The 23,733-nt window shown below is 70.5% G+C and carries 25 protein-coding genes; 21 read left to right on the top strand and 4 right to left on the bottom strand.

Going from position 1 to position 23,733, the window contains the following annotated elements:
- Nucleotides 1–21: 21 nt before the first annotated feature.
- Nucleotides 22–393, bottom strand: a complete 372-nt coding sequence (locus ACFV8T_RS23660) for a fic family toxin-antitoxin system, toxin component (protein WP_093551070.1) — start codon at nucleotides 391–393, stop codon at nucleotides 22–24.
- Nucleotides 390–617, bottom strand: a complete 228-nt coding sequence (locus tag ACFV8T_RS23655) for an antitoxin (protein ID WP_385330706.1) — start codon at nucleotides 615–617, stop codon at nucleotides 390–392. The genes ACFV8T_RS23660 and ACFV8T_RS23655 overlap by 4 nt, the downstream gene beginning before the upstream one ends.
- Nucleotides 618–1,062: 445 nt before the next feature.
- On the opposite strand from ACFV8T_RS23655, the gene ACFV8T_RS23650 reads away from it, so the two are divergent.
- The 6 genes from ACFV8T_RS23650 (at nucleotide 1,063) to ACFV8T_RS23625 (ending at nucleotide 7,616) form a co-directional block, all read left to right on the top strand.
- Nucleotides 1,063–1,587 (top strand): transglycosylase SLT domain-containing protein, encoded by a 525-nt coding sequence (locus ACFV8T_RS23650; protein WP_385330704.1) that lies wholly within the window; start codon nucleotides 1,063–1,065, stop codon nucleotides 1,585–1,587.
- Nucleotides 1,588–1,700: 113 nt separating this feature from the next.
- Nucleotides 1,701–2,126, top strand: coding sequence for a GNAT family N-acetyltransferase (locus tag ACFV8T_RS23645; protein ID WP_385330701.1), 426 nt, complete (start codon nucleotides 1,701–1,703; stop codon nucleotides 2,124–2,126).
- Nucleotides 2,127–2,299: 173 nt separating this feature from the next.
- A complete protein-coding gene (locus ACFV8T_RS23640) occupies nucleotides 2,300–3,637 on the top strand; it encodes a hemolysin family protein (RefSeq protein WP_385330698.1) in 1,338 nt (445 codons plus the stop codon).
- Nucleotides 3,634–4,653: a hemolysin family protein gene (locus ACFV8T_RS23635; protein WP_385330695.1), complete on the top strand. Its 1,020-nt coding sequence runs from the start codon at nucleotides 3,634–3,636 to the stop codon at nucleotides 4,651–4,653. The genes ACFV8T_RS23640 and ACFV8T_RS23635 overlap by 4 nt, the downstream gene beginning before the upstream one ends.
- A gap of 154 nt (nucleotides 4,654–4,807) precedes the next feature.
- Complete coding sequence (locus ACFV8T_RS23630) at nucleotides 4,808–5,674, top strand: SGNH/GDSL hydrolase family protein (RefSeq protein ID WP_385331002.1); 867 nt, start codon at nucleotides 4,808–4,810, stop codon at nucleotides 5,672–5,674.
- 256 nt (nucleotides 5,675–5,930) lie between these two features.
- Nucleotides 5,931–7,616, top strand: coding sequence for an enoyl-CoA hydratase-related protein (locus tag ACFV8T_RS23625; protein ID WP_385330692.1), 1,686 nt, complete (start codon nucleotides 5,931–5,933; stop codon nucleotides 7,614–7,616).
- Between the two features lie 22 nt (nucleotides 7,617–7,638).
- Here the strand turns inward: ACFV8T_RS23625 and hypB are convergent, their stop codons facing one another.
- Complete coding sequence (hypB, locus tag ACFV8T_RS23620; protein WP_385330689.1) at nucleotides 7,639–8,424, bottom strand: hydrogenase nickel incorporation protein HypB; 786 nt, start codon at nucleotides 8,422–8,424, stop codon at nucleotides 7,639–7,641.
- A gap of 3 nt (nucleotides 8,425–8,427) precedes the next feature.
- Nucleotides 8,428–8,757, bottom strand: coding sequence for a hydrogenase maturation nickel metallochaperone HypA (locus ACFV8T_RS23615; RefSeq protein WP_385330686.1), 330 nt, complete (start codon nucleotides 8,755–8,757; stop codon nucleotides 8,428–8,430).
- A 260-nt stretch (nucleotides 8,758–9,017) separates the two neighbouring features.
- Here ACFV8T_RS23615 and ACFV8T_RS23610 point away from each other — a divergent pair, with 260 nt between their 5' ends.
- The 15 genes from ACFV8T_RS23610 to ACFV8T_RS23540 all read left to right on the top strand — a co-directional run bounded on the left by ACFV8T_RS23610 (nucleotide 9,018) and on the right by ACFV8T_RS23540 (nucleotide 23,552).
- The gene (locus tag ACFV8T_RS23610) at nucleotides 9,018–10,073 is read left to right on the top strand and encodes a hydrogenase expression protein HypE (RefSeq protein ID WP_385330683.1); all 1,056 of its coding nucleotides are present in this window, start codon (nucleotides 9,018–9,020) and stop codon (nucleotides 10,071–10,073) included.
- Nucleotides 10,074–10,118: 45 nt separating this feature from the next.
- Nucleotides 10,119–11,912, top strand: a complete 1,794-nt coding sequence (locus ACFV8T_RS23605; protein WP_385330680.1) for a nickel-dependent hydrogenase large subunit — start codon at nucleotides 10,119–10,121, stop codon at nucleotides 11,910–11,912.
- Nucleotides 11,909–12,853 carry a NifU family protein gene (locus tag ACFV8T_RS23600; RefSeq protein ID WP_385330677.1) on the top strand — a complete coding sequence of 315 codons (945 nt, stop codon included), beginning with the start codon at nucleotides 11,909–11,911 and terminating at the stop codon, nucleotides 12,851–12,853. The genes ACFV8T_RS23605 and ACFV8T_RS23600 overlap by 4 nt, the downstream gene beginning before the upstream one ends.
- Nucleotides 12,850–13,503, top strand: coding sequence for a DUF5947 family protein (locus ACFV8T_RS23595; protein ID WP_385330674.1), 654 nt, complete (start codon nucleotides 12,850–12,852; stop codon nucleotides 13,501–13,503). The genes ACFV8T_RS23600 and ACFV8T_RS23595 overlap by 4 nt, the downstream gene beginning before the upstream one ends.
- Nucleotides 13,500–14,141, top strand: coding sequence for a DUF6084 family protein (locus ACFV8T_RS23590; protein WP_385330671.1), 642 nt, complete (start codon nucleotides 13,500–13,502; stop codon nucleotides 14,139–14,141). Before ACFV8T_RS23595 ends, ACFV8T_RS23590 begins: the two co-directional genes overlap by 4 nt.
- The gene (locus ACFV8T_RS23585) at nucleotides 14,138–15,541 is read left to right on the top strand and encodes a hypothetical protein (RefSeq protein WP_385330668.1); all 1,404 of its coding nucleotides are present in this window, start codon (nucleotides 14,138–14,140) and stop codon (nucleotides 15,539–15,541) included. Before ACFV8T_RS23590 ends, ACFV8T_RS23585 begins: the two co-directional genes overlap by 4 nt.
- Nucleotides 15,538–15,657, top strand: coding sequence for a DUF6893 family small protein (locus tag ACFV8T_RS23580; RefSeq protein WP_385330665.1), 120 nt, complete (start codon nucleotides 15,538–15,540; stop codon nucleotides 15,655–15,657). The genes ACFV8T_RS23585 and ACFV8T_RS23580 overlap by 4 nt, the downstream gene beginning before the upstream one ends.
- Nucleotides 15,658–15,692: 35 nt before the next feature.
- Nucleotides 15,693–15,905, top strand: a complete 213-nt coding sequence (locus ACFV8T_RS23575) for a hypothetical protein (protein ID WP_385330663.1) — start codon at nucleotides 15,693–15,695, stop codon at nucleotides 15,903–15,905.
- Between the two features lie 7 nt (nucleotides 15,906–15,912).
- Nucleotides 15,913–16,443 (top strand): hydrogenase maturation protease, encoded by a 531-nt coding sequence (locus ACFV8T_RS23570; protein ID WP_385330660.1) that lies wholly within the window; start codon nucleotides 15,913–15,915, stop codon nucleotides 16,441–16,443.
- Between the two features lie 2 nt (nucleotides 16,444–16,445).
- Nucleotides 16,446–18,998: a carbamoyltransferase HypF gene (hypF, locus tag ACFV8T_RS23565; RefSeq protein WP_385330657.1), complete on the top strand. Its 2,553-nt coding sequence runs from the start codon at nucleotides 16,446–16,448 to the stop codon at nucleotides 18,996–18,998.
- A 72-nt stretch (nucleotides 18,999–19,070) separates the two neighbouring features.
- Nucleotides 19,071–19,367 carry a HypC/HybG/HupF family hydrogenase formation chaperone gene (locus ACFV8T_RS23560; RefSeq protein WP_385330655.1) on the top strand — a complete coding sequence of 99 codons (297 nt, stop codon included), beginning with the start codon at nucleotides 19,071–19,073 and terminating at the stop codon, nucleotides 19,365–19,367.
- On the top strand, nucleotides 19,364–20,467 hold the full coding sequence (gene hypD, locus ACFV8T_RS23555; RefSeq protein ID WP_385330652.1) for a hydrogenase formation protein HypD: 1,104 nt from the start codon (nucleotides 19,364–19,366) through the stop codon (nucleotides 20,465–20,467). The genes ACFV8T_RS23560 and hypD overlap by 4 nt, the downstream gene beginning before the upstream one ends.
- A gap of 8 nt (nucleotides 20,468–20,475) precedes the next feature.
- A complete protein-coding gene (gene hypE / locus ACFV8T_RS23550; RefSeq protein ID WP_385330999.1) occupies nucleotides 20,476–21,564 on the top strand; it encodes a hydrogenase expression/formation protein HypE in 1,089 nt (362 codons plus the stop codon).
- On the top strand, nucleotides 21,565–22,314 hold the full coding sequence (locus tag ACFV8T_RS23545; RefSeq protein WP_385330649.1) for a DUF6390 family protein: 750 nt from the start codon (nucleotides 21,565–21,567) through the stop codon (nucleotides 22,312–22,314).
- Nucleotides 22,315–22,763: 449 nt separating this feature from the next.
- Entirely contained in the window at nucleotides 22,764–23,552 is a 789-nt protein-coding gene (locus ACFV8T_RS23540) for an IclR family transcriptional regulator (protein ID WP_385330646.1), read from the top strand.
- Nucleotides 23,553–23,733: the final 181 nt, after the last annotated feature.

Raw genomic sequence — 23,733 nt, 5'->3', positions numbered from 1 at the left:
CGTCGTCGTGTGCCGGGGCTGTCACAGACTCCACTGACGGAGTTCGTCGGCGATGGCCCGGACGTCCGCCTTGCCCTCCTTCACCAGTCGGGCCAGGTCGCGTACCTGCTCGGGCGAGGTGATGACCTTGAGTCCGGAGGCCACGAGGTATCCGTACGCGACGGCCGAGGAGAACATCGCGTTGGAGTGTTCGAGCGCGGGGACGTGGAGCAGCAATTGCAGGAGGGCAGCGGCCCGGGAGTGCGGGTCGCTATAGACGGGGCTGCCGAAGATCTCGGCCTCATGACGGGCCACCGCGGCCACGAGCGCACCCCAGTCGACGACCTGCGGATCACCGGGGGTCTTGTGCTCGGCCACCATGAGCAGCCAGGAAAGGTCGATCTGGAGGTTCAACGCGTGCCTTTGCGCTCCGGGCCGAACTCCTCGGCGAACACCGACTCGTACTGCTTCATGAAGTCGGCCGCGGCCTCGACGAAGGTGTGTCCGACCTCGCCCGCATCCTGCCTCACGAGTTCCTCTATGTAACGGTTCACGCTCATCCCCCTCTGTAGCGCGCGCTGCCGCGCGGCCTCGGCGGTGGTTTCGTCCACTCTCACGTTCAGCTGAGTCTTGGGCACAGCAACACGCTAGCGCGGGTGCGCTAGCACCGGCAAGAGGAGCCCGTCGGTGCCCCGTACACAGGTCCCGGTGCACAGAAAGCCGTGCGCGGGCCGCCCTGCCGATGGCCTCGAAATGGCCCCGGAACGGCCCTGTGGATGTGATGCCACCCATAGGGGTCAGGTCACATCCTAGGGAGAGTAGTAGGAACGGGGCCGCCCGAACAGCACGGAATCGGCATAGAGCGGTTCATTTCGGACATTACTCCGTATTGGGGTAGTACGTCACATCATTGACCCCCACCCCGGCCGCCGCTAACCATGGCTGTCGTTGCGGGGAACCGCGACCGGACCGCACGGACACCGCCGGACCGCTCGCCCCTCCCGCACCACGCAGGGCCCCGCCCCGCACCCCCGCCTCCGGCACCGGACGGCGACACCACACCCACAGGAGAGTCACTTCCGCATGACCACGCAGACCCGCACCGGCCGCATCGCCCGCATCCGCACCCTGTCCGTCGCCGCCCTCGCCACCACCGGCGCAGCCGCCGCAGCCCTCACCCTGACCTCGACCTCCGCACAGGCGGCCGAGACGAAGCAGAGCGCCCCCGTCGTCAAAACCGCCCCCGCCGGCGACGTCCAGGACACCCAGAAGACCGGCAAGGGCTACGCCAACAACCTCGACGGCTGGATCAAGGAATCCCTGGCCATCATGAAGGCCAAGGGCATACCCGGCAGCTACGAAGGACTGCACCGCAACATCATGCGCGAGTCCGGCGGCAACCCCAACGCCCAGAACGGCTGGGACATCAACGCCCAGAAGGGCACCCCCTCCAAGGGCCTCCTCCAGGTCATCCAGCCCACCTTCAACGCCTACCACGTCAAGGGCACCCCCCACGACCTCACCAACCCCGTCGCCAACATCACCGCGGCCGCCAACTACGCCGCCGACCGCTACGGATCCATCGACAACGTCAACTCCGCCTACTGAGCGACGGAGTCGTGCCGGCCCACGGCACCGTGACGCGGCCGAAACGCCACGGACAGCGCGCGCAGCACGGAAATCGCTCGCCGAACGGATCGGCGCTCTGCTTGGCTCGCCCCATGAGTGATCTCCACATCCGCTGCGCCGGTCCCGGCGACGTCGACGCCGTGTTGAGCTTCTGGCTCGAAGCCGCAGAAGGAACGAGCATCAGCGACAACCACGACGGGGTGTCCCGGCTCATTGCGAGAGACCCCGAAGCCCTGCTTCTGGCGGAGCGCGGCAGTCGTCTCGTGGGAACCGTCATAGCCGGTTTCGACGGCTGGCGGTGTTCCGCCTACCGACTGGCCGTGCACCCCGACCACCGGCGGGAAGGCATCGCCACCGCCTTGACGGAGGCGGCGGAACAGCGATTCCTCGGCCTCGGCGGGCGGCGGGTCGACGCCATGGTCCTGGAGGCCAACGAGCGGGCGCACCACACATGGGCCGCGGGTGGCTACCACCGCGAGGACCACTGGCGGCGCTGGGTGAAACCGCTCACGGACTGAGAAGATCAGCGGGAGGTCGATCGACTTTGCCGATCCTTTACTATGGATGTTCCTCTGTCCGATCCTTCCGAAAGGTGTGAGCGTCCGCCCATGGGCGAGCCTCCCAGTAGCCGGTATCGCCGGCACCGAGCGATCCTCCTGCCCCTGCCCGATCATGGGACGGAGGTGAACCGATGACCGAAGTGCTCCTGCTGCTCGTGGCAGTACTGCTCTCCCTGGCCTGCGGCGCCTTCGTCGCGGCCGAGTTCTCTCTGACGACGGTCGAGCGCGGCCAGCTCGAACGGGCCGTCGAGCGGGGTGAGCGGGGCGCGGCGAGCGCCATGAAGGCCGTACGCAGCCTCACCTTCCAGCTCTCCGGCGCTCAGCTCGGCATCACCGTCACCAACCTGGTGGTCGGCATGCTCTCCGAACCGTCCATCGCGAAGCTGATCCGCGGTCCGGTGGAGGCGGTGGGCCTGTCCCCGGGCGTGGCGTCCTCGGTGGCCCTCGTCCTGGGCACCGCGCTGTCCACCGCGTTCCTGATGATCGTCGGCGAACTCGTCCCGAAGAACTGGGCGATCTCCTCCCCGCTCGCCGTGGCGAAGGCCGTCGCCACGCCACAGCGGGCCTTCACCGCCGTCTTCCGGCCCTTCATCAGCCACCTGAACAACACCGCCAACCGGATCGTGCGCCGCCTCGGCCTGGAACCGGCCGAGGAGCTGGCCTCCGCGCGCAGCCCGCAGGAGCTGGCGGCGCTGGCCCGGCACAGCGCGAAGGAAGGTGCGCTGGAGGCGGACACGGCAGAGCTGTTCGTCCGCACGCTGAACCTGGCGGAGCTGACGGCGGAGAACGTGATGACCCCCCGGGTCCAGGTCACCGCACTGGAGGCGCAGGCGACGGTCGAGGACGTCGCGAACGCCACCCGGGCGACGGGCCTGTCCCGTTTCCCCGTCTATCTCGGCAGCCTGGACACCGTCGTCGGTGTGGCCCACATCAAGGACGTGCTGGCCATCCCCGCCGAGCTGCGGTCCCGGACGCGCGTCTCGGAGATGCTGCGCGAACCGCTGCTCGTGCCGGAGACCCTCACGGTGGACCGGCTCCTGGACCGGTTGTCCGGCAAGCTCGCCATGGCCGTCGTCATCGACGAGTACGGCGGCACGGCCGGAGTCGTGACGCTGGAGGACATCGTCGAGGAAGTGGTCGGTGAGGTGCGTGACGAACACGACCCGCACGAGACCTCGGACCTCGCGCCGGCCGGCGAGGACGCCGACGGACGGACCCTGTGGTCGGCCGACGGCGCCGCGCGCATCGACCAGCTGAAGACGATCGGACTGCGGGTGCCGGACGGACCGTACGAAACACTTGCCGGGCTCGTCGCCACCGAGGTCGGCCGCATCCCCTCCGTGGGCGACTCGGTCGAGCTGGCGGGCTGGCGGATCGACGTGGTCGACGCATCGGGGCGCCGCGCCGCGCGGGCCCTGCTGCACGCTCCGCTGCCCGGTGACGACGAGCAGACGGAGGCCGCCCGGTGATCGCCGTCCAGCTCCTGATCGGTCTGATGACCCTGGTCGTCAACGCCTTCTTCGTCGGGGCGGAGTTCGCGCTGATCTCCGTACGCCGCAGCCAGATCGAGCCCGCGGCCGAGGCCGGGGACAGGCGGGCGCGAAGCGTCGTCTGGGGCCTCGAACACGTATCGGCCCTGCTCGCGGCGGCGCAGCTCGGCATCACCCTCTGCACGCTGGTGCTCGGCATCGTCGCCGAGCCGGCCTTCGCGCATCTGCTGGAGCCCGTCTTCGATGCGGTGGGCATGCCGCACGGGCTGATCCATCCGATCTCGTTCGTGATCGCACTGTCCGTGGCGACGTATCTGCACATGCTCCTCGGCGAAATGGTGCCGAAGAACATCGCCCTGGCCGAGCCCGTCCGCGCCGCGCTGGTGCTCGGACCCCCGCTGGTGGCCCTGGCCAGGGCGCTGCGCCCGGTGATCTTCGCGATCAACGCCCTCGCCAACGGGATACTCAAGATCCTGCGGGTCGAGCCGAAGGACGAGGTGTCCGCCACGTTCTCCGACGACGAACTGGCCCGGCTGGTGACGGACGCAGGTGACGCCGGGCTGGTGGACGACCGCTCGGCCGCGCGCCTGCACCACGCCCTCGAACTGGGCCGTCGCCCGGTGCGGGACGTGGTGATGCCGGTCGACCAGGTCACGTACGCCCGGATCGGGACCACACCGGAGCAACTGGAACAGCTCTCGTACGAGACCGGGTTCTCGCGCTTTCCCGTGATGGACAGCGAGGAGCGGATCCTGGGCTACCTCCATGTGAAGGACGCCCTCGATGCCACACCGCGCGATGTGCCCTTCCCGGTGACCGCGATGCGCCCCATCGCCCGGGTCCGGGCCGACACCCCGCTGGACGACGTCCTGACCGCGCTGCGGCGCAGCCGTACGCATCTGGCGGCGGTTCTCGACGAGGACGACCGGCTGGCCGGAATGGTCACCATGGAGGACGTGCTCCGCGAACTGGTCGGGCGCCCCAAGGCACGCTGACCGGTGCAGGGGACACGGTGCGGCTTCCGGCCGCGTCCCCTGCGCGCACCGGCGGGAGCCGCGGCCCGCCCCGTGGGGCCGGCGGCCCGGTCGGAGCCGAGCGACCGCGGACTCCGGAAGGCGCCGGACCCACCGCGATACGATGCGCATCGCCATGGAAATAAATGCCTCCTACAGCAGTCTTGTCGCGGTCGGCGACTCGTTCACCGAGGGCATGTCGGACCTGCTGCCCGACGGTTCGTACCGCGGCTGGGCCGACGTCCTCGCCGGCCGGCTCGCCCTCCGTACGCCGGGAATCCGCTACGCGAATCTCGCCGTGCGGGGCAAGCTGATCGGCCAGATCGTCGACGAACAGGTCGAGGTGGCCGCCGCCCTGCGGGCGGATGTCGTCACACTCGTCGGCGGGCTCAACGACACGCTGCGGCCCAAGTGCGACATGGGCATGGTCCGCGGACGGCTCGAAGAGGCGGTGGAACGTCTCGCGCCCTCGTGCAAGCAGCTCGTGCTCATGCGTAGCCCGGGGCGCAACGGCCCGGTGATGGAACGTTTCCGTCCGCGGATGGAGGAACTGTTCTCCCTGGTCGACGACTTGGCGGCCCGGCACGGAGCGCTGGTCGTCGATCTGTACGGAGCACCGGCGCTGGGCGATCCCCGGTTGTGGGACGTCGACCGGCTGCATCTGACGGCCGACGGACACAGCAGGGTGGCCGAGGCGGTCTGGCAGACGCTGGGGCTGCCTCCGGAGAACGACTGGCGGACGGCACTGCCCGCCGCCGTACCGCCCGGGTGGGCCCGACGACGCGTCGATGACGTCCGCTTCGCCCGCGAGCACCTGATGCCGTGGATCGGCCGCCGGCTGACCGGCCGCTCCTCCGGGGACGGACGGACGGGCGCCCAGTACAACTCCGAACTGGGGAGGGCGTTCTGGGTCACCCCCGAGGACGCCCGGGACCCCGGCCCCGTGGCGACGTGGCGCCGGGTCGACCCGGCTCCGCTCCCCTGGACAGGGCCTGGCAGCTAGACAGGGCCTGGCAGCCCACGAACCGGACCGCGGCGCCGGCCCGCACACCGTTCACGGCGGGGTGGCTGAGCCGCGAGTGCAGCGCGTCGCGGAGTCGCGCCCTCCGCGTCTCCGGCTCACGCATGAGCCGGCAGGCGTGCTCGCGGAGGAGCCGCTTCGAGTGAATTCCCGGCATGTTCCCGCCGAGTGGGTTCCGCCGAGCAGGAGTCCACGCCCACGCTCGGTCAGGACTGATCGCAGCCACCGGGAGATCGCCGTGCACATCCTGCTTGTCGCAAGCGCCTTCAACAGCCTCACCCAACGTGTCCAGGCGGAGCTGAGGGACCATGGGCACTCCGTCGCCGTGCAACTCGCGCACGAGGAGGGCCCGGTCCGGGAGGCCGTCGGCCGGGAGGGCCCGGACCTTGTTGTGGCGCCGTATCTGAAGACCGCGATCCCGAAGGACGTCTGGTCGGTCCACACCTGTCTCGTCGTCCATCCGGGGCCGGTCGGCGACCGCGGGCCCTCCTCCCTGGACTGGGCCGTCCACGAGGGAGCGGACCACTGGGGCGTAACCGTGCTCCAGGCGAACGCGGAGATGGACGCGGGCGACGTCTGGGCGTCCGTGTCCTGTCCGCTGCCCCCGGTGGGCAAGAGCGACCTGTACCGCAACGAGATCTCGGACGCCGCCGTGGAGGCGGTGCTTCTGGCGGTCGGGCGCTTCGCGTCGCGGACGTACGCCCCGGCGCCGCAGGCCTCCGGCGCCGGCAAAGGCTGCCGTCCCCCGTTCCGCCAGTCGCTGCGTCGCATCGACTGGCAGTCGGACTCCACCGCGACGGTGGTCCGCAGACTCAGGGCGGCGGACTCCCAGCCCGGTGTGCTCGACGAGTTGCTGGGCGGCGAGTGGTACCAGCACGGCGGGTACCCCGAATCCCGGCTGGGCGGGCGTCCGGGGGATGTGGTGGCCACCCGGGACGGCGCGATCTGCCGGGCGACCACGGACGGCGCGGTGTGGATCCCCGAGCTGCGGCCACGGCGGGCGCCGGGCGGCCCGGCCACCTTCAAGCTCCCCGCCACCTCGGCGCTGGCCGGGCGGCTGTCCGCCGTACCCGAGCGGCCGGCTCCGCTGCACCGGACCGGGGACGACGACACCTGGTCCGAGACCGGCTACCGGGAGGAGGCCGGGACCGGCTTCCTGTCCTTCTCGTTCCGTGGCGGCGCGATGAGCACGACACAGTGCCAACGCCTGCTGCGGGCCTACCGGTTCGCCTGCTCCCGGCCCACCTCGGTGCTGGTCGTCGGCGGCGGCCGGGACTTCTTCTCCAACGGCATCCACCTCAACGTGATCGAGGCGGCGGCCGATCCCGGCGCCGAGTCCTGGGCCAACATCAATGCCATGGACGACCTGGTGGAGGCGGTGCTGACCACCACGGACCGGCTCGTCGTCGCCGCCCTGGCCGGGAACGCCGCGGCGGGCGGGGTGATGCTGGCCCTCGCCGCCGACGAGGTGTGGTGCAGGGCGGGCGCGGTGTTCAATCCGCACTACCGCCTGATGGGGCTGTACGGATCGGAGTACTGGACGTACACGCTGCCGCGGCGGGTGGGTGCGGCGGCGGCCGACCGGCTCATGCGGGACGCCCTGCCGGTCAGCTCCACCGCCGCCCATCGGCTCGGGCTGGTCGACAGGGTGCTCCCGTGCGCCCCCCAGTCGTTCGACTCGGAGGCCGGCGCCCTGGCGACCCGCCTGGCAGCCCTGCCCGCGACGCAGTCCCGGATCCACGCGAAGAAGGAGGAGCGGGACCGGGTCGACCTGGCCCCGTACCGGGAGGCCGAACTCGTCCGCATGCACCGCATCTTCGCGGACCCGCACCACCCGTACCACGGGCTGCGCCGGGCCTTCGTCCGCAAGGAACGCCCGGCACCCGGCACCGCGGTCCCGCAGCCCCCGTTCCCCCGGGGCTGACCGTGGTGCGGCGGCGGAGGGGCTACCGCTGCTCCGCCAGCCAGTCGTACCAGTGGGCCAAGCCCTCGCCGGTGGTCGCGGAGACCGTCAGCACGCGCACGTCCGGATTCACCGAGCGCGCGTGCTGCGCGCACTGCTCGACGTCGAAGTCGACATGGGGCAGGAGATCGGACTTGTTGATCAGGATCAGATCGGCAGCGGCGAACATGTACGGGTACTTCAGCGGCTTGTCCGTGCCCTCGGTGACCGAGATGATCACGACCTTGCTGCGCTCTCCCAGGTCGAACAGGGCGGGGCACACCAGGTTTCCGACGTTCTCCACCATCAGCAGCGATCCCTCGGCCGGGGAGAGCGCCGTGAGGGCGTCCCGCATCATCTCCGCGTCGAGGTGGCACCCCGCCCCCGTGTTCACCTGCACCACGGCGCAGCCCGTACGCCTGATCCGGTCGGCGTCGAGCCTCGTCTCCTGATCGCCTTCGATGACGGCCATCGGCCGACGGCCGCCGAGATCGGTGACAGCGCGTTCCAGAAGGGTGGTCTTGCCCGCGCCCGGCGAGCTCATCACGTTCACGGCCACGACGCCGCGGTCGGTCATCCACGTCCGGTTGCGCTCCGCGAGCAGGTCGTTCTTGGCGAGCACCTTCTGCTCGATGGTGACCGTCTCACCGGCTCCGCCCGGCTGACGACGCCCGTGCGGACGAGGGTGCGGATGCGGATGTGGATGTGCGTGGTCCGGTGCATCATCCTCCCGCAGCATCACGATCCTGGTCCCGCCGGACTCCTCGGCACAGCCGCAGGTACCGCACATGGTTCAGCCCACTTCCATGGAGACGATCTGCAGTTCCTGTCCCGATGTGATCTCCACATCCGCGCTGCCGCAGGGACACAGCAGAATCAGGTCGGTCAGGGTGAATACGTCGGCACAGGTACGGCAGCGGCCGGCGCCGGGCGGCTGGTCGATCTCCAACTGCGCGCCCTCGGCGGCCGTTCCCTCCGTGACCAGGCCGAAGCAGAACCGCATCGAGTCGGGCACCACGGCCGTGAGCACGCCGACGCGGACGCGGACCGAACGGACCGGACGCCCCCCGGCGCGTTCGCACACCGAGTCGACGACGCTCTGTGTGATGGCCAGCTCGTGCACCGGTGCCTCGTCCTTCCGCGGGTGGCTCCGACCGTAGGGCCACGGGAGGACCGCGGCGCCCCCCGACGGGACCGGTCCCCCGCCCGGACCACCCGAGCGGCCCACCGCATGCCGTCATTCGGCCCCCGGTGACGAGCCGGGGCGGCGAATTCCCCTGTTGCCGGAGCCCGCGAATCGAGGCGTGATGGTAGCAATGTGCGCGTACCCACCCGTGGGGGCCGATGGCCGGTCGGGCCGTCATTCCGAAAGGCGACACAGCCATGCCGACAAAGGAAGCGGTAAAGGCGGAGGACACACTGATCCACGTGCTGTGGATCAACGCAGGACTGAGCTGCGACGGCGATTCCGTCTCCCTGACCGCCGCCACGCAGCCGAGCATCGAGGAAATCGCGCTCGGCGCCCTGCCGGGACTTCCGAAGGTAGCTGTCCACTGGCCGCTCATCGATTTCGAATGCGGCCCGAACGGCGGCGCCGATGATTTCCTCGAATGGTTCTTCAAGGCCGATCGCGGAGAACTGGAACCGTTCGTCCTGGTGGTCGAGGGATCCATTCCGAACGAGCGGTTGCACGACGAGGGTTACTGGTGCGGGTTCGGCAACGATCCCGCCACCGGCCAGCCGATGACGACCAGCGAGTGGCTCGACCGGCTGGCTCCGAAGGCGACCGCGGTCGTCGCGGCCGGCACCTGCGCGACGTACGGCGGCATCCACGCCATGGCGGGCAACCCGACCGGCGCAATGGGGGTCCCCGACTACCTGGGCTGGGACTGGAAGTCCAAGGCCGGCATCCCGATCGTGTGCGTCCCCGGGTGCCCGATCCAGCCGGACAACCTCTCGGAGACGCTCACCTACCTGCTCTACATGGCCACCGACCAGGCCCCGATGATCCCGCTCGACGACGCGCTGCGGCCGACGTGGCTGTTCGGGGCGACGGTCCACGAGGGCTGCGACCGAGCCGGGTACTACGAACAGGCCGACTTCGCGACGGAGTACGGCTCGCCGAAGTGCATCGTCAAGCTGGGCTGCTGGGGCCCCGCGGTCAAGTGCAACGTGCCCAAGCGCGGCTGGATGAACGGCATCGGCGGCTGCCCCAACGTCGGTGGCATCTGCATCGGCTGCACCATGCCCGGGTTCCCGGACAAGTTCATGCCGTTCATGGACGAGCCCCCCGGCGGAAAGCTCTCGACCAACGCGGTCGGGCCGTACGGGTCGACGATACGGCGGCTGCGCCACCTCACCACCCACGCCCTGGACCGCGAACCGAAATGGCGTAAGCCCGGCGGGAAACTCACGACCGGCGCCACACGCACCTGGTGAGTGACCTCGCACATCACAGCAACGGACAGAAAGAAGAGACGGCCAATGACCGCGACGCAGCACAAAGGTGCCGGAGGCGGCCAGGGCAAGAACGACCTGGTCGAAATGGCGTGGGATCCCATTACCCGGATCGTCGGCAGCCTGGGCATCTACACGAAGATCGACTTCAAGCAGAAGGTGGTCGCCGAGTGCCACAGCACCAGCTCCATCTTCCGGGGCTATTCAGTCTTCATGAAGGGAAAGGACCCGCGCGACGCGCACTTCATCACGAGTCGCATCTGCGGAATCTGCGGTGACAACCACGCCACATGTTCCTGCTACACGCAGAACATGGCGTACGGGGTGAAGCCGCCGCACCTCGGCGAATGGATCGTGAATCTCGGCGAGGCCGCGGAGTACATGTTCGACCACAACATCTTCCAGGAGAACCTGGTCGGGGTCGACTACTGCGAGAAGATGGTCGCGGAGACCAACCCCGGGGTGCTGGAACAGGCCAACCGCACCCCCTCCCCGCACGCCGACGCGCACGGATACAGGACGATCGGCGACATCATGCGGTCGCTGAACCCGTTCACCGGCGAGTTCTACCGCGAGGCGCTCCAGGTCAGCCGGATGACCCGGGAGATGTTCTGCCTGATGGAGGGCCGGCACGTCCACCCCTCCACGCTCTATCCCGGCGGGGTCGGCACCGTGGCGACCATCCAGCTGATGACGGACTACATCACCCGCCTCCAGCGGTACGTCGAGTTCATGAAGAAGGTCGTGCCGATGCACGACGATCTCTTCGACTTCTTCTACGAGGCCCTGCCGGGGTACGAGCAGGTCGGCAACCGGCGCATCCTGCTGGGCTGCTGGGGCTCCTTCCAGGACCCCGAGCACTGCAACTTCGAGTACAAGGACATGACCGACTGGGGCCGGAAGATGTACGTCACCCCCGGTGTCGTCGTCGACGGGAAGCTGGTCACCACCGACCTGGTGAAGATCAACCTCGGCATCCGGATCCTGCTCGGCTCGTCGTACTACAACGACTGGGACGAGCAGGAGACCTTCGTCTCCCACGACCCGCTCGGCAATCCGGTCGACCGGCGCCACCCGTGGAACCAGCACACCAACCCGCAGCCGCAGAAGCGGGACCTGGACGACAAGTACAGCTGGGTCATGTCACCGCGGTGGTTCGACGGCAAGGACTACCTGGCGCTCGACACGGGCGGCGGGCCGCTCGCGCGGCTGTGGACCACCGCGCTGGCCGGTCTGGTCGACATCGGCTACATCCAGGCCACCGGCCACAGCGTCAAGATCAACCTCCCCAAGACCGCCCTCAAGGGGCCGGTGGAGCTGGAGTGGCACGTCCCGAAGTGGAGCAACACCATCGAGCGCAACCGGGCACGCAGCTACTTCCAGGCCTACGCGGCCGCCTGTGCACTGCACTTCGCGGAGAAGGCGCTCGTCGAGATCCGCTCCGGGAACACCAAGACCTGGGAGAAGTTCGAGGTGCCCGAGGAGGGCGTGGGCTGCGGGTTCACCGAGGCGGTACGGGGCGTCCTCTCGCACCACATGGTGATCCGGGACGGCAAGATCGCCAACTACCACCCGTACCCGCCGACTCCGTGGAACGCGAGCCCCCGCGACACGTACGGCACGCCGGGTCCCTACGAGGACGCCGTGCAGGGACAGCCGATCTTCGAGGAGAACGACCGGGAGAACTTCAAGGGCATCGACATCATGCGCACGGTGCGCAGCTTCGACCCCTGTCTGCCCTGCGGTGTGCACATGTATCTCGGCGAGGGCAAGAAGCTGGAACTCCTGCACTCCCCCACCCAGTCCGCGGGCAGTGAATGATGGCGCGGGAGGAGTCCCCGGCCGCGCCCGACTGGCGGACGACCGGTGAACGCATCGACACCCTGATCGCCGCCAGCGGCTCGGGCGGCGTGATCGCCCGCGAGCGCAGCGAGGAACTGGTCCGGCTCGTCGCCGACTTCTACGGTGCCGGGCTGGAACGGCTGCTCGACCTCGTGCACCAACAGGGGCGGCTGGACGACGGCGTCCTGGCCGCCCTGGCCGACGACGAGCTGGTGGCCGGCGTCCTGCTGGTGCACGGGCTGCATCCCTACGGCGTGGAGACCCGGGTCGAGCGGGCGCTGGAGAGCGTACGACCGTATCTGGGGTCGCACGGCGGTGATGTGGAGCTGCTCGCCGTCACCGACGAGGGCACCGTCCGCCTGCGGCTGCTGGGCAGTTGTGACGGCTGCCCGTCGTCCTCGGTCACGCTCAAGCTGGCCGTGCAGGGTGCGGTGGAGGCGGCGGCGCCGGAGATCACCTCGATCGAGGTCGAGACCGCGGACGACGAGGACGCCGGGGCAGCGGGGCCGCTGGTACCGGTGGACTCGCTGTTCGCCCGGCTGCACGCGGAGTCCGGGACGGCCGGCGACGGCGCGTCGTGGGAGGTCGTACCGCAGCTGTCGGGGCTGGAGCCCGGCACCGTGGCCCAGGTCGGTGTCGGCACGATGCGGGTGGTGGCCTGCCGGGTGGGCACGGACCTCTTCGCCTTCGAGGACCGGTGCGCGCGCTGCGAGCGGCCGTTCGAGGGTGCCACGCTGGCGCGGCGGCTGGGCGGCCGCTCCGGGGACGCGATCCTGCGCTGCGCCGGGTGCCGTGCGCACTACGACGTACGGCGGGCCGGGGTCTGCCTCGACGGGGACAGTGCGCACCTGGCCCCGCTGCCCCTGTTGTCGGACGGTGCCACGGTCTCGGTGTCGGTCCCCGCGGCGGTGGCGCGGTGATCGCCGTCGGCCGTTCCGCCTCGCCGGCCTCCACCCTGCTGCGGCTCACCCGCAACCGGCCGCGGCCACCCGTCGGTGAGCGCTGCGAGATGTGCGCGGAACCGATCGGCGAGAGCCACCCCCATGTGGTGAACCTCGACAGCCGCGCCCTGATGTGCGGGTGCCGGGCCTGCTATCTGCTGTTCACCGACGAGAACGCGGAGCTGCGCTACCGGGCGGTCCCCGAGCGCTATCTGCACTTCGCCGGCCTGACCGTGGACGGGCGCGCCTGGGACGAGTTGCAGATTCCCGTGGGGCTCGCCTTCCTGTTCCGCAACTCCGTCCAGGACCGGATGGTCGCGTTCTATCCCGGGCCCGCCGGGGCCACCGAGTCGGAACTGCCGCTGGACGCCTGGGCGGCCGTCGTCGAGTCGAGCCCGGAGCTCGCCGTGCTGCGTCCGGACGTGGAGGCGCTGCTGATCCGGCGCACGGCGGAGAGCGAGGGGTCGTGCCATCTGGTGCCGATCGACGCCTGTTACGAGCTGGTGGGGCAGCTGCGCCGACTGTGGCGCGGGTTCGACGGTGGCACCGAGGCCCGTGCCGCGATGGACGGCTTCTTCGCGCGGGTGGCGGACCGCAGCCGGCCCGCCGCGGGGATCGGGGCGCCGTGAACGACTTCGCGTTCTCCGTGCTCGACATCGTCGCCGAGCCGTACGCGGCCGCTCCGCAGCTGACCGCGCGGCTGCGGATCGAGGAGCGGACGGGTCGGCGGATCCACGCCATCGCGCTGCACTGCCAGGTCCGCATCGAGCCGCAGCGGCGCCATTACGACAAGGCCGAACAGAGCGGCCTGGTGGCACTGTTCGGCGGCCGGGACCGCTGGACGGACACCCTGAAGCCGTTCCAGTGGATGAGCTGCGACACCACCGTGCAGGGGTTCAGCGGTGCGACCGAGGTCGATCTCGCCCTGCCCTGCACATACGACTTCGACGTGATCGGTTCCCGCTATCTGCACGCCCTGGGCGAGGGTTCGGTGCCCCTCGCCCTGCTGTTCTCCGGCACGGTCTTCACCCGCGGCAGCAAGGGCTTCGGGGTCGAGCAGGTGCCGTGGGACTGCGAGGCCCGGCACCCGATGCCGGTCGAGGTGTGGCGGCGCATGGTGGCGGCGCACTACCCGAGCACCGGATGGATCCGGCTGGACCACGAGGTGCTGGCGCGCTTCGCGGACTTCCGGGCCCGGCGCGGGCTGATCAGCTGGGACGAGACGGTCCAGGCCCTCCTGGCCGAGCACGACGAGGTGGTCCTGTGAGTCTTGACCAGGTGCGTTCGATCGCCGACGCCGTCCTGTACGAGGGGTACCTCCTGTATCCGTACCGGGCGAGCTCGCACAAGAACCGGTCGCGCTGGCAGTTCGGGGTCCTCGGCCCGCCGCACGCCACGGCGGCGAGTTTTGGCGAGGAGCCGGAGATGGAGATGCAGTGCCTGCTGGCGCCGCGCGACGGGCCGGCGGCCGTCACCGTGCATCTGCGCTTCCTCCAGCTCCAGGTCCGCGAGGTGCGGAGCACGGGCGAGGACGGGGTGGACGTACCGGTCGGGCAGCTCACCGTCGACGGGGTGTCGGTGATGTCCTGGGACGAGGCCGTCGAGCGTGAAGTCGTTCTGACCGCCCTTCCGTTGGGGGAGGTGGCAGACGCCGTCCACGAGGTTCCGGGCGGCGAGGACACCGAGCCGGTGACCGACGCGCGGGGCGTGGTGGTGGGCCGGATCGTGCGGCGGCGGCAGCCGTTGGCGGTCCGGGTCCGCACGCGGGCCGTCGTCGACGACGGGTACGTGCACCTCTCGGTGGCGGTGCGCAACGAGCATCCGGAGCCGGTGGCCACCAAGGACGCCGCGATCCGGTCCTCGCTGATCGGCGCGCATCTGCTGCTGCGGGCGCACGACGCCGAGTTCGTCTCGCTGCTCGAACCGCCCGCCGGGGCGGCAGCGGCCGCCGGCCGTTGCCGGCAGCGCAGGTGCTGGCCCGTGCTGGCCGGCCCGAAGGGGACGACGGACACCCTGCTCGGTGCGCCGATCATCCTGTACGACTACCCGGAGGTCGCCGAGCAGAGCCCCGGCGCCCTGTTCGACTCGACCGAGATCGACGAGATCCTGACCCTCCGCGTGATGACCATGACGGAGGAGGAGAAGGCGGAGGCCAGGGCCACCGACCCCCGCGCCCGGGAGATCATCGACCGGTGCGACGGCATGTCGCCCGCCGACCTCCAGCAGTTGCACGGCCTGCTGCGCGACCCGCACCCGCCGCAGCCCGCGGCTCCCGCGGGACCGGTGGCCGATGTCCGGGACGTGGAGCCCGCCGCCTTCGACACCGGGGACGCCCCCTGGTGGGATCCGGCGGCCGACGCCTCGGTACGGCCCGGGAGCGACGCGGTCGTGATCGACGGGGTCCGGGTCGCCAGTGGCAGCCTGGTCCGCGTCCACCCATCCCGGCGGGCGGACGCGCAGGATCTGTTCTTCGCCGGCCAGGTGGCCCGGGTGACCGCGGTTCTCTCCGACGTGGACGGTGGTACCCACATCGCCCTGGTCCTCGTCGACGACCCCGCGTCGGACCTGCACGACTGGTACGGCCGCTACTTCTACTTCGCGCCCGACGAGCTGACACCCCTGAGCGCCGAGGAGACGGCGCAGCACCGAGAGGAGAACCGATCGTGAAGACCCTGGGCATCATCACCGCCGCAGCGGCCACGGCCGCGGCGCTCGTCGCCGTGGCGGTCGGGATCAGGTCGATCCCCGACATCCGCCGTTACCTGCGCATCCGTTCGATGTGAATCCCGATCCGAGTGAAGTGAGTGAGGAGCACCCCATGGCTGAGACACCGGAGAAAAACAGCGGCGTCGAGGAGGAGCCGCAGGAGGAACGGGGCCCGAAGGGGTCCCGCGGCACCGGCTCGGACCGGCCGTCGGGCGGCCCGGCAGACCGCCCCTCGGGCACCTCGGACGAACGCTCCGACACCTCCGTACACCCGGAGAGGACTCAGGACCCGGAATCGCCCGACCTCCGGTCCGGGGGCGGCTGAGCCGAGGATGACGACGGAACCTGACACGGCCGCCCGGGTGCTGGTCGCGGGCATCGGCAATCTGTTTCTCGGCGACGACGGCTTCGGCCCGGAGGTCGTGCGCCGGCTGGCCCGCGACGGCGGGATGCCCCCGCAGGTCCGGGTGGTGGACTACGGCATCCGCGGCATGCATCTCGCGTACGACCTGCTCGACGGGTACGACGCGCTGATTCTGGTCGACGCGTACCCGGGGGGCGGCGCCCCCGGGGAGCTGACGGTGCTTCGCATCGGCGCGGATGACCTCGGTTCGGGTGAATTCGATGCACATGGGATGAATCCGGTTGCTGTCCTGGCAAATCTGGGTCAACTGGGCGGTACGCTGCCGCTCACCTACCTCGTCGGCTGCACACCCGCCGGGGTCGAGGAGGGCATCGGGCTCAGCGAAGCCGTCGACAGCGTGGTGCCCGAGGCGATGCAGGCAGTGCACACCCTGGTCCGGCAGCTCGTGCCGCCCGTACCGACCGCGTCCGTGAGCAGCACCGAACCCCGGAGATCCTGATCATGTGCCTAGGCATCCCTGGCCGCGTCGTGGAGATCGTGGACGGGTATGCGGGCCAGCTGGCCCTGGTGGACGTGGAGGGCGCCAGGCGCCGCGTCAACATCGGCATGCTCGACGAGGCACCCGGTCGCGACGACTGGGTGCTTCTCCATATGGGCTTCGCCGTCGAGCTCATCGACCGGGCCAAGGCCCGGGAGGCCCTGTCGGGGCTGGAGATGATGGGCCGCGGCCGGGAGCAGCGGATCCGGCGCAGATTCGAGGTGCGCGGCGTCGTGCAGGGCGTGGGCTTCCGGCCCTTCGTCTATGTCACCGCCTCGGAGCTGCTGCTCACGGGCTCGGTGACGAACACCGGCGACGGGGTGCTCGCCGAGGTCGAGGGAACGGCCGGGGCCGTGGAGGAGTTCGCCCGCCGTCTGAGCGCCGACGCCCCTCCGCTCGCGGTCGTCGAGGACGTACGGACGAGCGAACAGCCGACGCGCGGCGGTACGGGCTTCACCATCGAGCGGTCCAGCGCGTCCGACCGGGCCAGGACGCTGGTCTCGCCCGACATCGCCACCTGCCGGGACTGCCTGGAGGAGCTGGGCGATCCGTCGAACCGGCGCCACCGCCACCCGTTCATCACGTGCACGCACTGCGGCCCCCGGTTCACGATCGTCACCGGCCTTCCGTACGACCGCGCCGCCACCACGATGGCGGACTTCGAGATGTGCGGGGCCTGCCGGGCGGAGTACGAGGACCCGCGCGACCGGCGCTTCCACGCCCAGCCGATCGCCTGTCCCGACTGCGGACCGCGGCTCGAACTCGTCGGCAAGAAGGGCGTGGTCCCGTCGCACGACGCGGACGCGCTGCGGACCGCGCGGAAGCTTCTCGCCGAGGGCGGGATCATCGCGGTCAAGGGACTCGGCGGGTACCACCTGGTGTGCGACGCCCGCGACGACGCGGCCGTGGCGGAGCTGCGCCGACGCAAGCGGCGCGGCGGCAAACCGTTCGCGGTGATGGTTCCGGACCTGGACGTCGCGCGTGAGCTGGTGACTCTCACGGCGGACGAGGAGGAGCTCCTGAGCGGTGGGCGCCGGCCGATCGTCCTCCTCCCCCGTCACGCCGCCCGGCCCGGGGCGGGGGTGTCCGACGCGGTGGCGCCCGGCAGCCCCCACCTCGGGCTGCTGCTGCCGTACACCCCGTTGCACGTCCTGCTCTTCGGTATCGGGGACGACGATCCGGGCCCGGACGCGCTCGTGATGACGTCGGCCAATCTGTCGGGCGAGCCGATCGTCACGGACGACGGCGACGCGCTGGCCGTTCTGGCACCGCTGGCCGATGCCTGGCTACGGCACGACCGGCGCATCCATGTGCCGTGCGACGACTCGGTCAGCCGCTGGGCCGCCGGTGCCGAGCTGCCGCTGCGCCGCTCGCGCGGATACGCCCCGCTGCCGCTGGCGCTGCCCTTCGACGTGCCCCCGACGCTCGCCGTGGGCGCCGACCTGAAGAACACCTGTGCGCTGGCCGAGGGCCGCTACGCCTGGCTGAGCCAGCACATCGGCGACATGGACGACCTGTCCACGGTCGACGCTCTGACCCGGACCGAGAAGCATCTGGAGGACCTCACCGGGGTGGCGCCCACCCGGCTGGTGGCCGACCGCCATCCCGGCTACCACTCCGGTGACTGGGCTCGCGCCCATGCGGCCGGGCGGCCGGTCCGCACCGTGCAGCACCACCACGCGCACATCGCGTCCGTGATGGCGGAGCACGGCCTGGGCGCGGACGAGCGCGTGATCGGCATCGCCTTCGACGGCACCGGCCACGGCGCCGACGGAGCGGCCTGGGGCGGCGAGGTCCTGGTGGCCGGCTACGCGTCGTTCAGCAGGGCCGCGCACCTGGGTTACGTACCGCTGGCCGGGGGCGACGCGAGTGTGCTGCGGCCGTACCGGATGGCCCTCGCGCATCTGCACGCGGCCGGCATCCCCTGGGACGACGACATGCCCCCGTTCCGTGCCTGCCCACCCGCCGAACGCGACGTGCTGGCCCATCAGTTCGCCACCGGATTCGGCTGCGTGCCCACGTCGGGCATGGGCCGGCTCTTCGACGCGGTCGCGTCCCTGGCCGACGTCCGGCACGTGGTGGCGTACGAGGCGGAGGCGGCCATGGAACTGGAAGGGCTGGCCCGTACCGCGGCAGCAGGCTCCGCGGCACCGGAGGGCGGCTACCGCTTCGGCATCCGGCCCGGGAAAGGGGAGGAACCCGCCGTCGCGGATCCGGGCCCGGTCGTTCGGGCCGTGGTGTCCGACGTACGGGACGGCGTTCCGGCCGGGCTGATCGCCGCGCGCTTCCACGCCGCCGTCGCCGCCCTGACCGCCCGCCTCGCGGACCTCTGCCGCACGCGCACCGGCCTCGACACCGTGGCGCTCGGCGGCGGTGTCTTCCAGAACGCCGTGCTGCTCGAGGCGACGCAACGCGGCCTGACCGAGCGGGGCTTCGCCGTCCTGCGGCCGCGCCTGCTCCCCCCGAACGACGGCGGGATCGCCCTCGGCCAGCTCGTGATCGCCGCATCGGGCTGACGTCGCCGCACGACCGTCCGCCGTACCGCCTTACCGCCGTACCTCAAGAGGGATCCACAGAGGAGAGGGACCATGTGTCTGGCTGTTCCGGGGCGTGTCCTCAGTACCGCCGAAGTCGACGGCACCGTGATGGCCGAGGTCGATTTCGGCGGGGTGCACAAGGAGGTCTGCCTCCAGTACATCCCCGATGCGACCGTCGGTGAATACGTCATCGTGCACGTCGGATTCGCCATCCAGCGCCTCGACGAACGGTCGGCCCTGGACACCCTTGCCGACTTCGAGCGGCTCGGCATCCTGGCCGAGGAGTTCGGGGACGGCTTCGAACGCGCAGCCCAGCAGGGTGCCTCTCCCGAAGGAGCCGTCCGGTGAAGTACCTCGACGAGTTCAGTGACCCCGATCTCGCGAAGAAGCTGATCGACCAGATCCACGCGGCCACCACGCAGAAGTGGGCGCTGATGGAGGTCTGCGGCGGCCAGACCCACTCGATCATCCGGCACGGCATCGACCAACTGCTGCCGGACGGTGTGGAGATGATCCACGGACCGGGATGTCCCGTCTGTGTCACCCCGCTGGAGGCCATCGACCGGGCGCTGGCGATCGCCGCCCGCCCCGGCGTCATCTTCTGCTCGTTCGGCGACATGCTGCGCGTGCCCGGCAGCAGCCAGGACCTGTTCTCCGTCAGGAGCGCCGGCGGTGACGTACGTGTGGTGTACTCGCCCCTCGACGCGCTGAAGATCGCCCGGGAGAACCCTGACCGCGAAGTCGTCTTCTTCGGGATCGGGTTCGAGACCACCGCCCCCGCGAACGCCATGACGGTGTACCAGGCCCAGCGGCTCGGGGTACGGAACTTCTCCCTGCTGGTGTCCCATGTGCTGGTGCCGCCCGCGATCGCCGCGATCATGGAGTCCTCGACGTGCCGGGTGCAGGCGTTCCTCGCCGCAGGCCACGTGTGCAGTGTGATGGGGACGGCCGAGTACCCGCCGCTGGCCCGGAAGTACAAGGTGCCGATCGTGGTCACCGGCTTCGAGCCGCTGGACATCCTCGAAGGGGTCCGCCGGACCGTCGTCCAGCTGGAGGCGGGCCGGCACGAGGTGGAGAACGCCTACCCCAGGGCCGTGCGCGAGGAGGGCAATGTGCCCGCCATGGAGATGCTCGCCGATGTCTTCGAGGTGACCGACCGGACCTGGCGCGGCATCGGGGCGATTCCCCGCAGCGGCTGGCGGCTCTCCGCGAAGTACCGGGCGTTCGACGCGGAGCAGCGGTTCGACGTGACGGACATCTGCACCTCCGAGTCGTCGCTCTGCCGCTCGGGCGAGGTCCTCCAGGGTCTGATCAAGCCGCACCTGTGCGAGGCGTTCGGCAAGGAGTGCACGCCGAGGAACCCGCTCGGCGCGACCATGGTGTCGTCCGAGGGCGCGTGCGCCGCGTACTACACCCACCGCCGCCTGGAACTGGTCGATGCGAAGTGACTGACGCAATGCAGGACGTGACCGCCGTGGTGAACGATGTGCCCGACCTCGACATCGAGGGGTGGGCCTGCCCGGTACCGCTGCGGGACATCCCGTCCGTCGTCATGGGCCACGGGGGCGGCGGGGCGATGTCCGGTGAGCTGATCGAGCACCTGTTCCTGCCCGCGTACGGTGCCGCGGCCGCCGCCGACCTCGGTGACTCGGCCGTCCTGACGGTCGGCTCCGGCACCCGCCTCGCCTTCTCCACGGACTCGTTCGTGGTAAAGCCGATGTTCTTCCCCGGCGGGTCGATCGGTGACCTGGCGGTGAACGGCACGGTCAACGACCTGGCCATGTCGGGTGCGACGCCCTTGTTCCTCTCCACCGCCTTCATCCTCGCGGAGGGCACGGCACTGAGCGACCTCGGCCGGATCGCGCGGGCCGTGGGCCGGGCCGCCGAGGACGCCGGCGTACGCCTGGTCACCGGGGACACGAAGGTCGTTGAGCACGGCAGTGGTGACGGCGTCTACCTCAACACCTCGGGCATCGGCCTGATCCCTCCGGGCGTCGACATCCACGCGCGCCGGGCGCTCCCCGGCGACGCCGTGCTCGTCAGCGGCGACATCGGCGTGCACGGTGTGGCCGTGATGAGCTGCCGGGAGGGCCTCGAGTTCGGTACGACGGTGGAGAGCGACACCGCCGCGCTGCACGGACTGGTCGCCGCCATGCTCGCCACCGGTACCGACCTCCATGTGCTCCGGGACCCCACGCGCGGCGGCGTCTCGGCCTCGCTGAACGAGATCGCCCGCGCCTCGGACGTGGGCATCGAACTGGTCGAGCGGCTGCTTCCCGTGCCGCCCACGGTGCGCGACGCGTGCAGCCTGCTCGGGCTCGACCCGCTCCAGGTGGCCAACGAAGGCAAACTGATCGCGATCGTCCCGGCCGAGGACGCGGACCGGGTGCTCGCCGCCATGCGGGCCCACCCCCTGGGCCGATCCGCCTGCCGGATCGGCAGCTGCGTCCCGGATCACGCCGGGATGGTCGTGGCGAGGACGGGGCTGGGCGGAAGCCGGGTGATCGGGCTGCCGATCGGCGAACAACTACCGAGGATCTGCTGAGTGAGTGCCGAGGGCGCGCTGCTGTTCGCGCGATACGCCTACCCGCCCAACGAGCTGGGCTACTGCGGCCCCGCCGACGCGGCGGCCCTGCTGCGCCGTGACGCGACCGCCGACATCGAGCGGCGCGCCCGGCAGTTCGAGGGGGCCTGGTGCTATCTCCAGTTCCTCGCGGAGACGGCCGGGCTGGCGGACCCGCTCGACGCGCGGGTGGTCGAGGCGTACTGGATCGGCAACGAACTGCTGGACCGGGCCGATCCCGCCGCTCTGGTGGAGCGCATGACCGACCGGTTCCGGGGGCAGCTCGGCGGCACCTGGCGCGAAGCCGGGCGGCGCGCCCTGGCCCATCACAGCTTCCAGGTGTTCGAGGTGTATCCATGGGCCCCGATGCTGCGGTCGGCAGGCCGTCCGACCGCCCTGTCCGTGCTCGACCAGTGCCGCATCCGTACGGGAGTGGTCTTGGCCGCCGACAGAGACCTCGCGACCGTGCGGTCACGCCCGCTGTGCTGGGACGGTGCGGGGCTGGCCGACGGGGCGTGGCGGGAGGAGACCGTACGCTGCTCGGCCGGTGGGCTGACACTGCTCGACGGGCTGTCCGCCGGTGACCGGGTGGCGCTGCACTGGGACTGGGTGTGCGATGTGATCACCGACGAACAGGCCCGGCGCATCGAATTCCTTGAGGAGCGCCGACGCACCGGCTTGGGCCTCTCGTCCTGCGGACCGGGTCTCGGCAGCCACGGCACTCCGGGCTGACGGCCGACGGCTCCGTCGATTCCTGACCCAGCCGGTCGGCGTGATCACGGCGTCGGCCGGACCGGTTCTCCAGGAAAGATCACCTTCGCCGTCGACAGGTCTTCGGTCGCATGCGGACGATTTCAGGAAGGCACAGACAGGCTTCGTTCGAACACGCTTCCGAGGCTTTCGAGGTTCATCCTGCTTACGATGGCATTGCCACTCGCAGGGCCGGTTTCCTGCACGAAGGCGACGCAGCAGCGGTGCGCGCCGGCGACATCGACGAAGGCCTCCGTCCTGCCGTGCGCTTTTCTTCACGCGGATGATGTCCGCCCACGGGCGCCCCGTGCGGCACGGTGAGTGACCCGTATACGTTCCGGCCACGAGCCGACGGATTCCAAGAACAACCCTCGGATCGACGCGATATGCTGATGCAGATTGTGCAAGCCGTTTGCAAAATGAGGAGGGTCATGGCCACGCGGGCGACCGACGCCGGGACGAACCAGAGCGTCGAAAGAGCGGTCTCGGTGCTGCGCGCACTCGACTCCGGCCGTCCGGAGCTGCGCGTCTCCGACGTCGCCGAACTCACCGGACTGGGCTCCTCCACCACCTCCCGCCTCCTGTCCACCCTCGAGCGCCTCGACATGGTCGAACGCGACCCCGTCAGCAACCTCTACCGCCTCAGCCTCGGCATCCTCCCGCTCGCCGCCACCGCCACCAATCGCCACCCCGTGCACCGCGCCGCCCGCATGGTCCTCCAGGACCTCGCCACGCGCACCGGACTCGGAGCCAACGTGGCCATCCGCCGCGACACCGAGCTGATGTTCCTGTGCAATTTCGAGGGAACCCGCGCCCCCAAGTCCTACACCCAGGCCGGACACACCGCCCCGCTGCACGCCACCAGCATCGGCAAGTGCCTCCTCACCGGCCTCACGCCCAAGGAGCGCCGCAAGCTGCTTCCCGAACCGCTCGCGGCGCACACCGACTACACGACCACCAGCCACGACCTCCTCGACACCGAGATCGACACCGTCCGCCGCACCGGCTACGCCATCGAAGCCGAAGAACGCGCCCTGGGCCGTGCTTCCCTCGCCGCGCCCGTCCGCGACGCCTCTGGTGACGTCGTCGCCGCCATCTCCCTGTGGGGCCCCACCTCCCTCCTCGGCAACCACACCGAAGCCGAAGGGCAGCGTCTCGCCCTCACCCGCGAGGTCATCGAAGCCGCCGACGCCATCAGCCAAGCACTCGGCGCCCTCTGACCACACGCGGCGAAGGGGCCCGGGGGGGGGGGGTTTGGCCCTCCCCCAGCCCCCCCCCCCCCCTGTTCCCCCCCCCCCGTCTACGCACACACCCACCCCCCCCCCCCCCCACCCACCCCCCCCCCCCCCCCCCCCCCCCCCCCCACCACCACAAACACACCACGCAAACACACCCCCCAAA

The sequence above is a fragment of the Streptomyces sp. NPDC059832 genome, from assembly GCF_042731715.1.
Classification (GTDB): Bacteria; Actinomycetota; Actinomycetes; order Streptomycetales; family Streptomycetaceae; genus Streptomyces.
The sequence above is the reverse complement of the archived record's forward strand: the minus strand, read 5'-3'. Positions and strand labels throughout refer to the sequence as shown.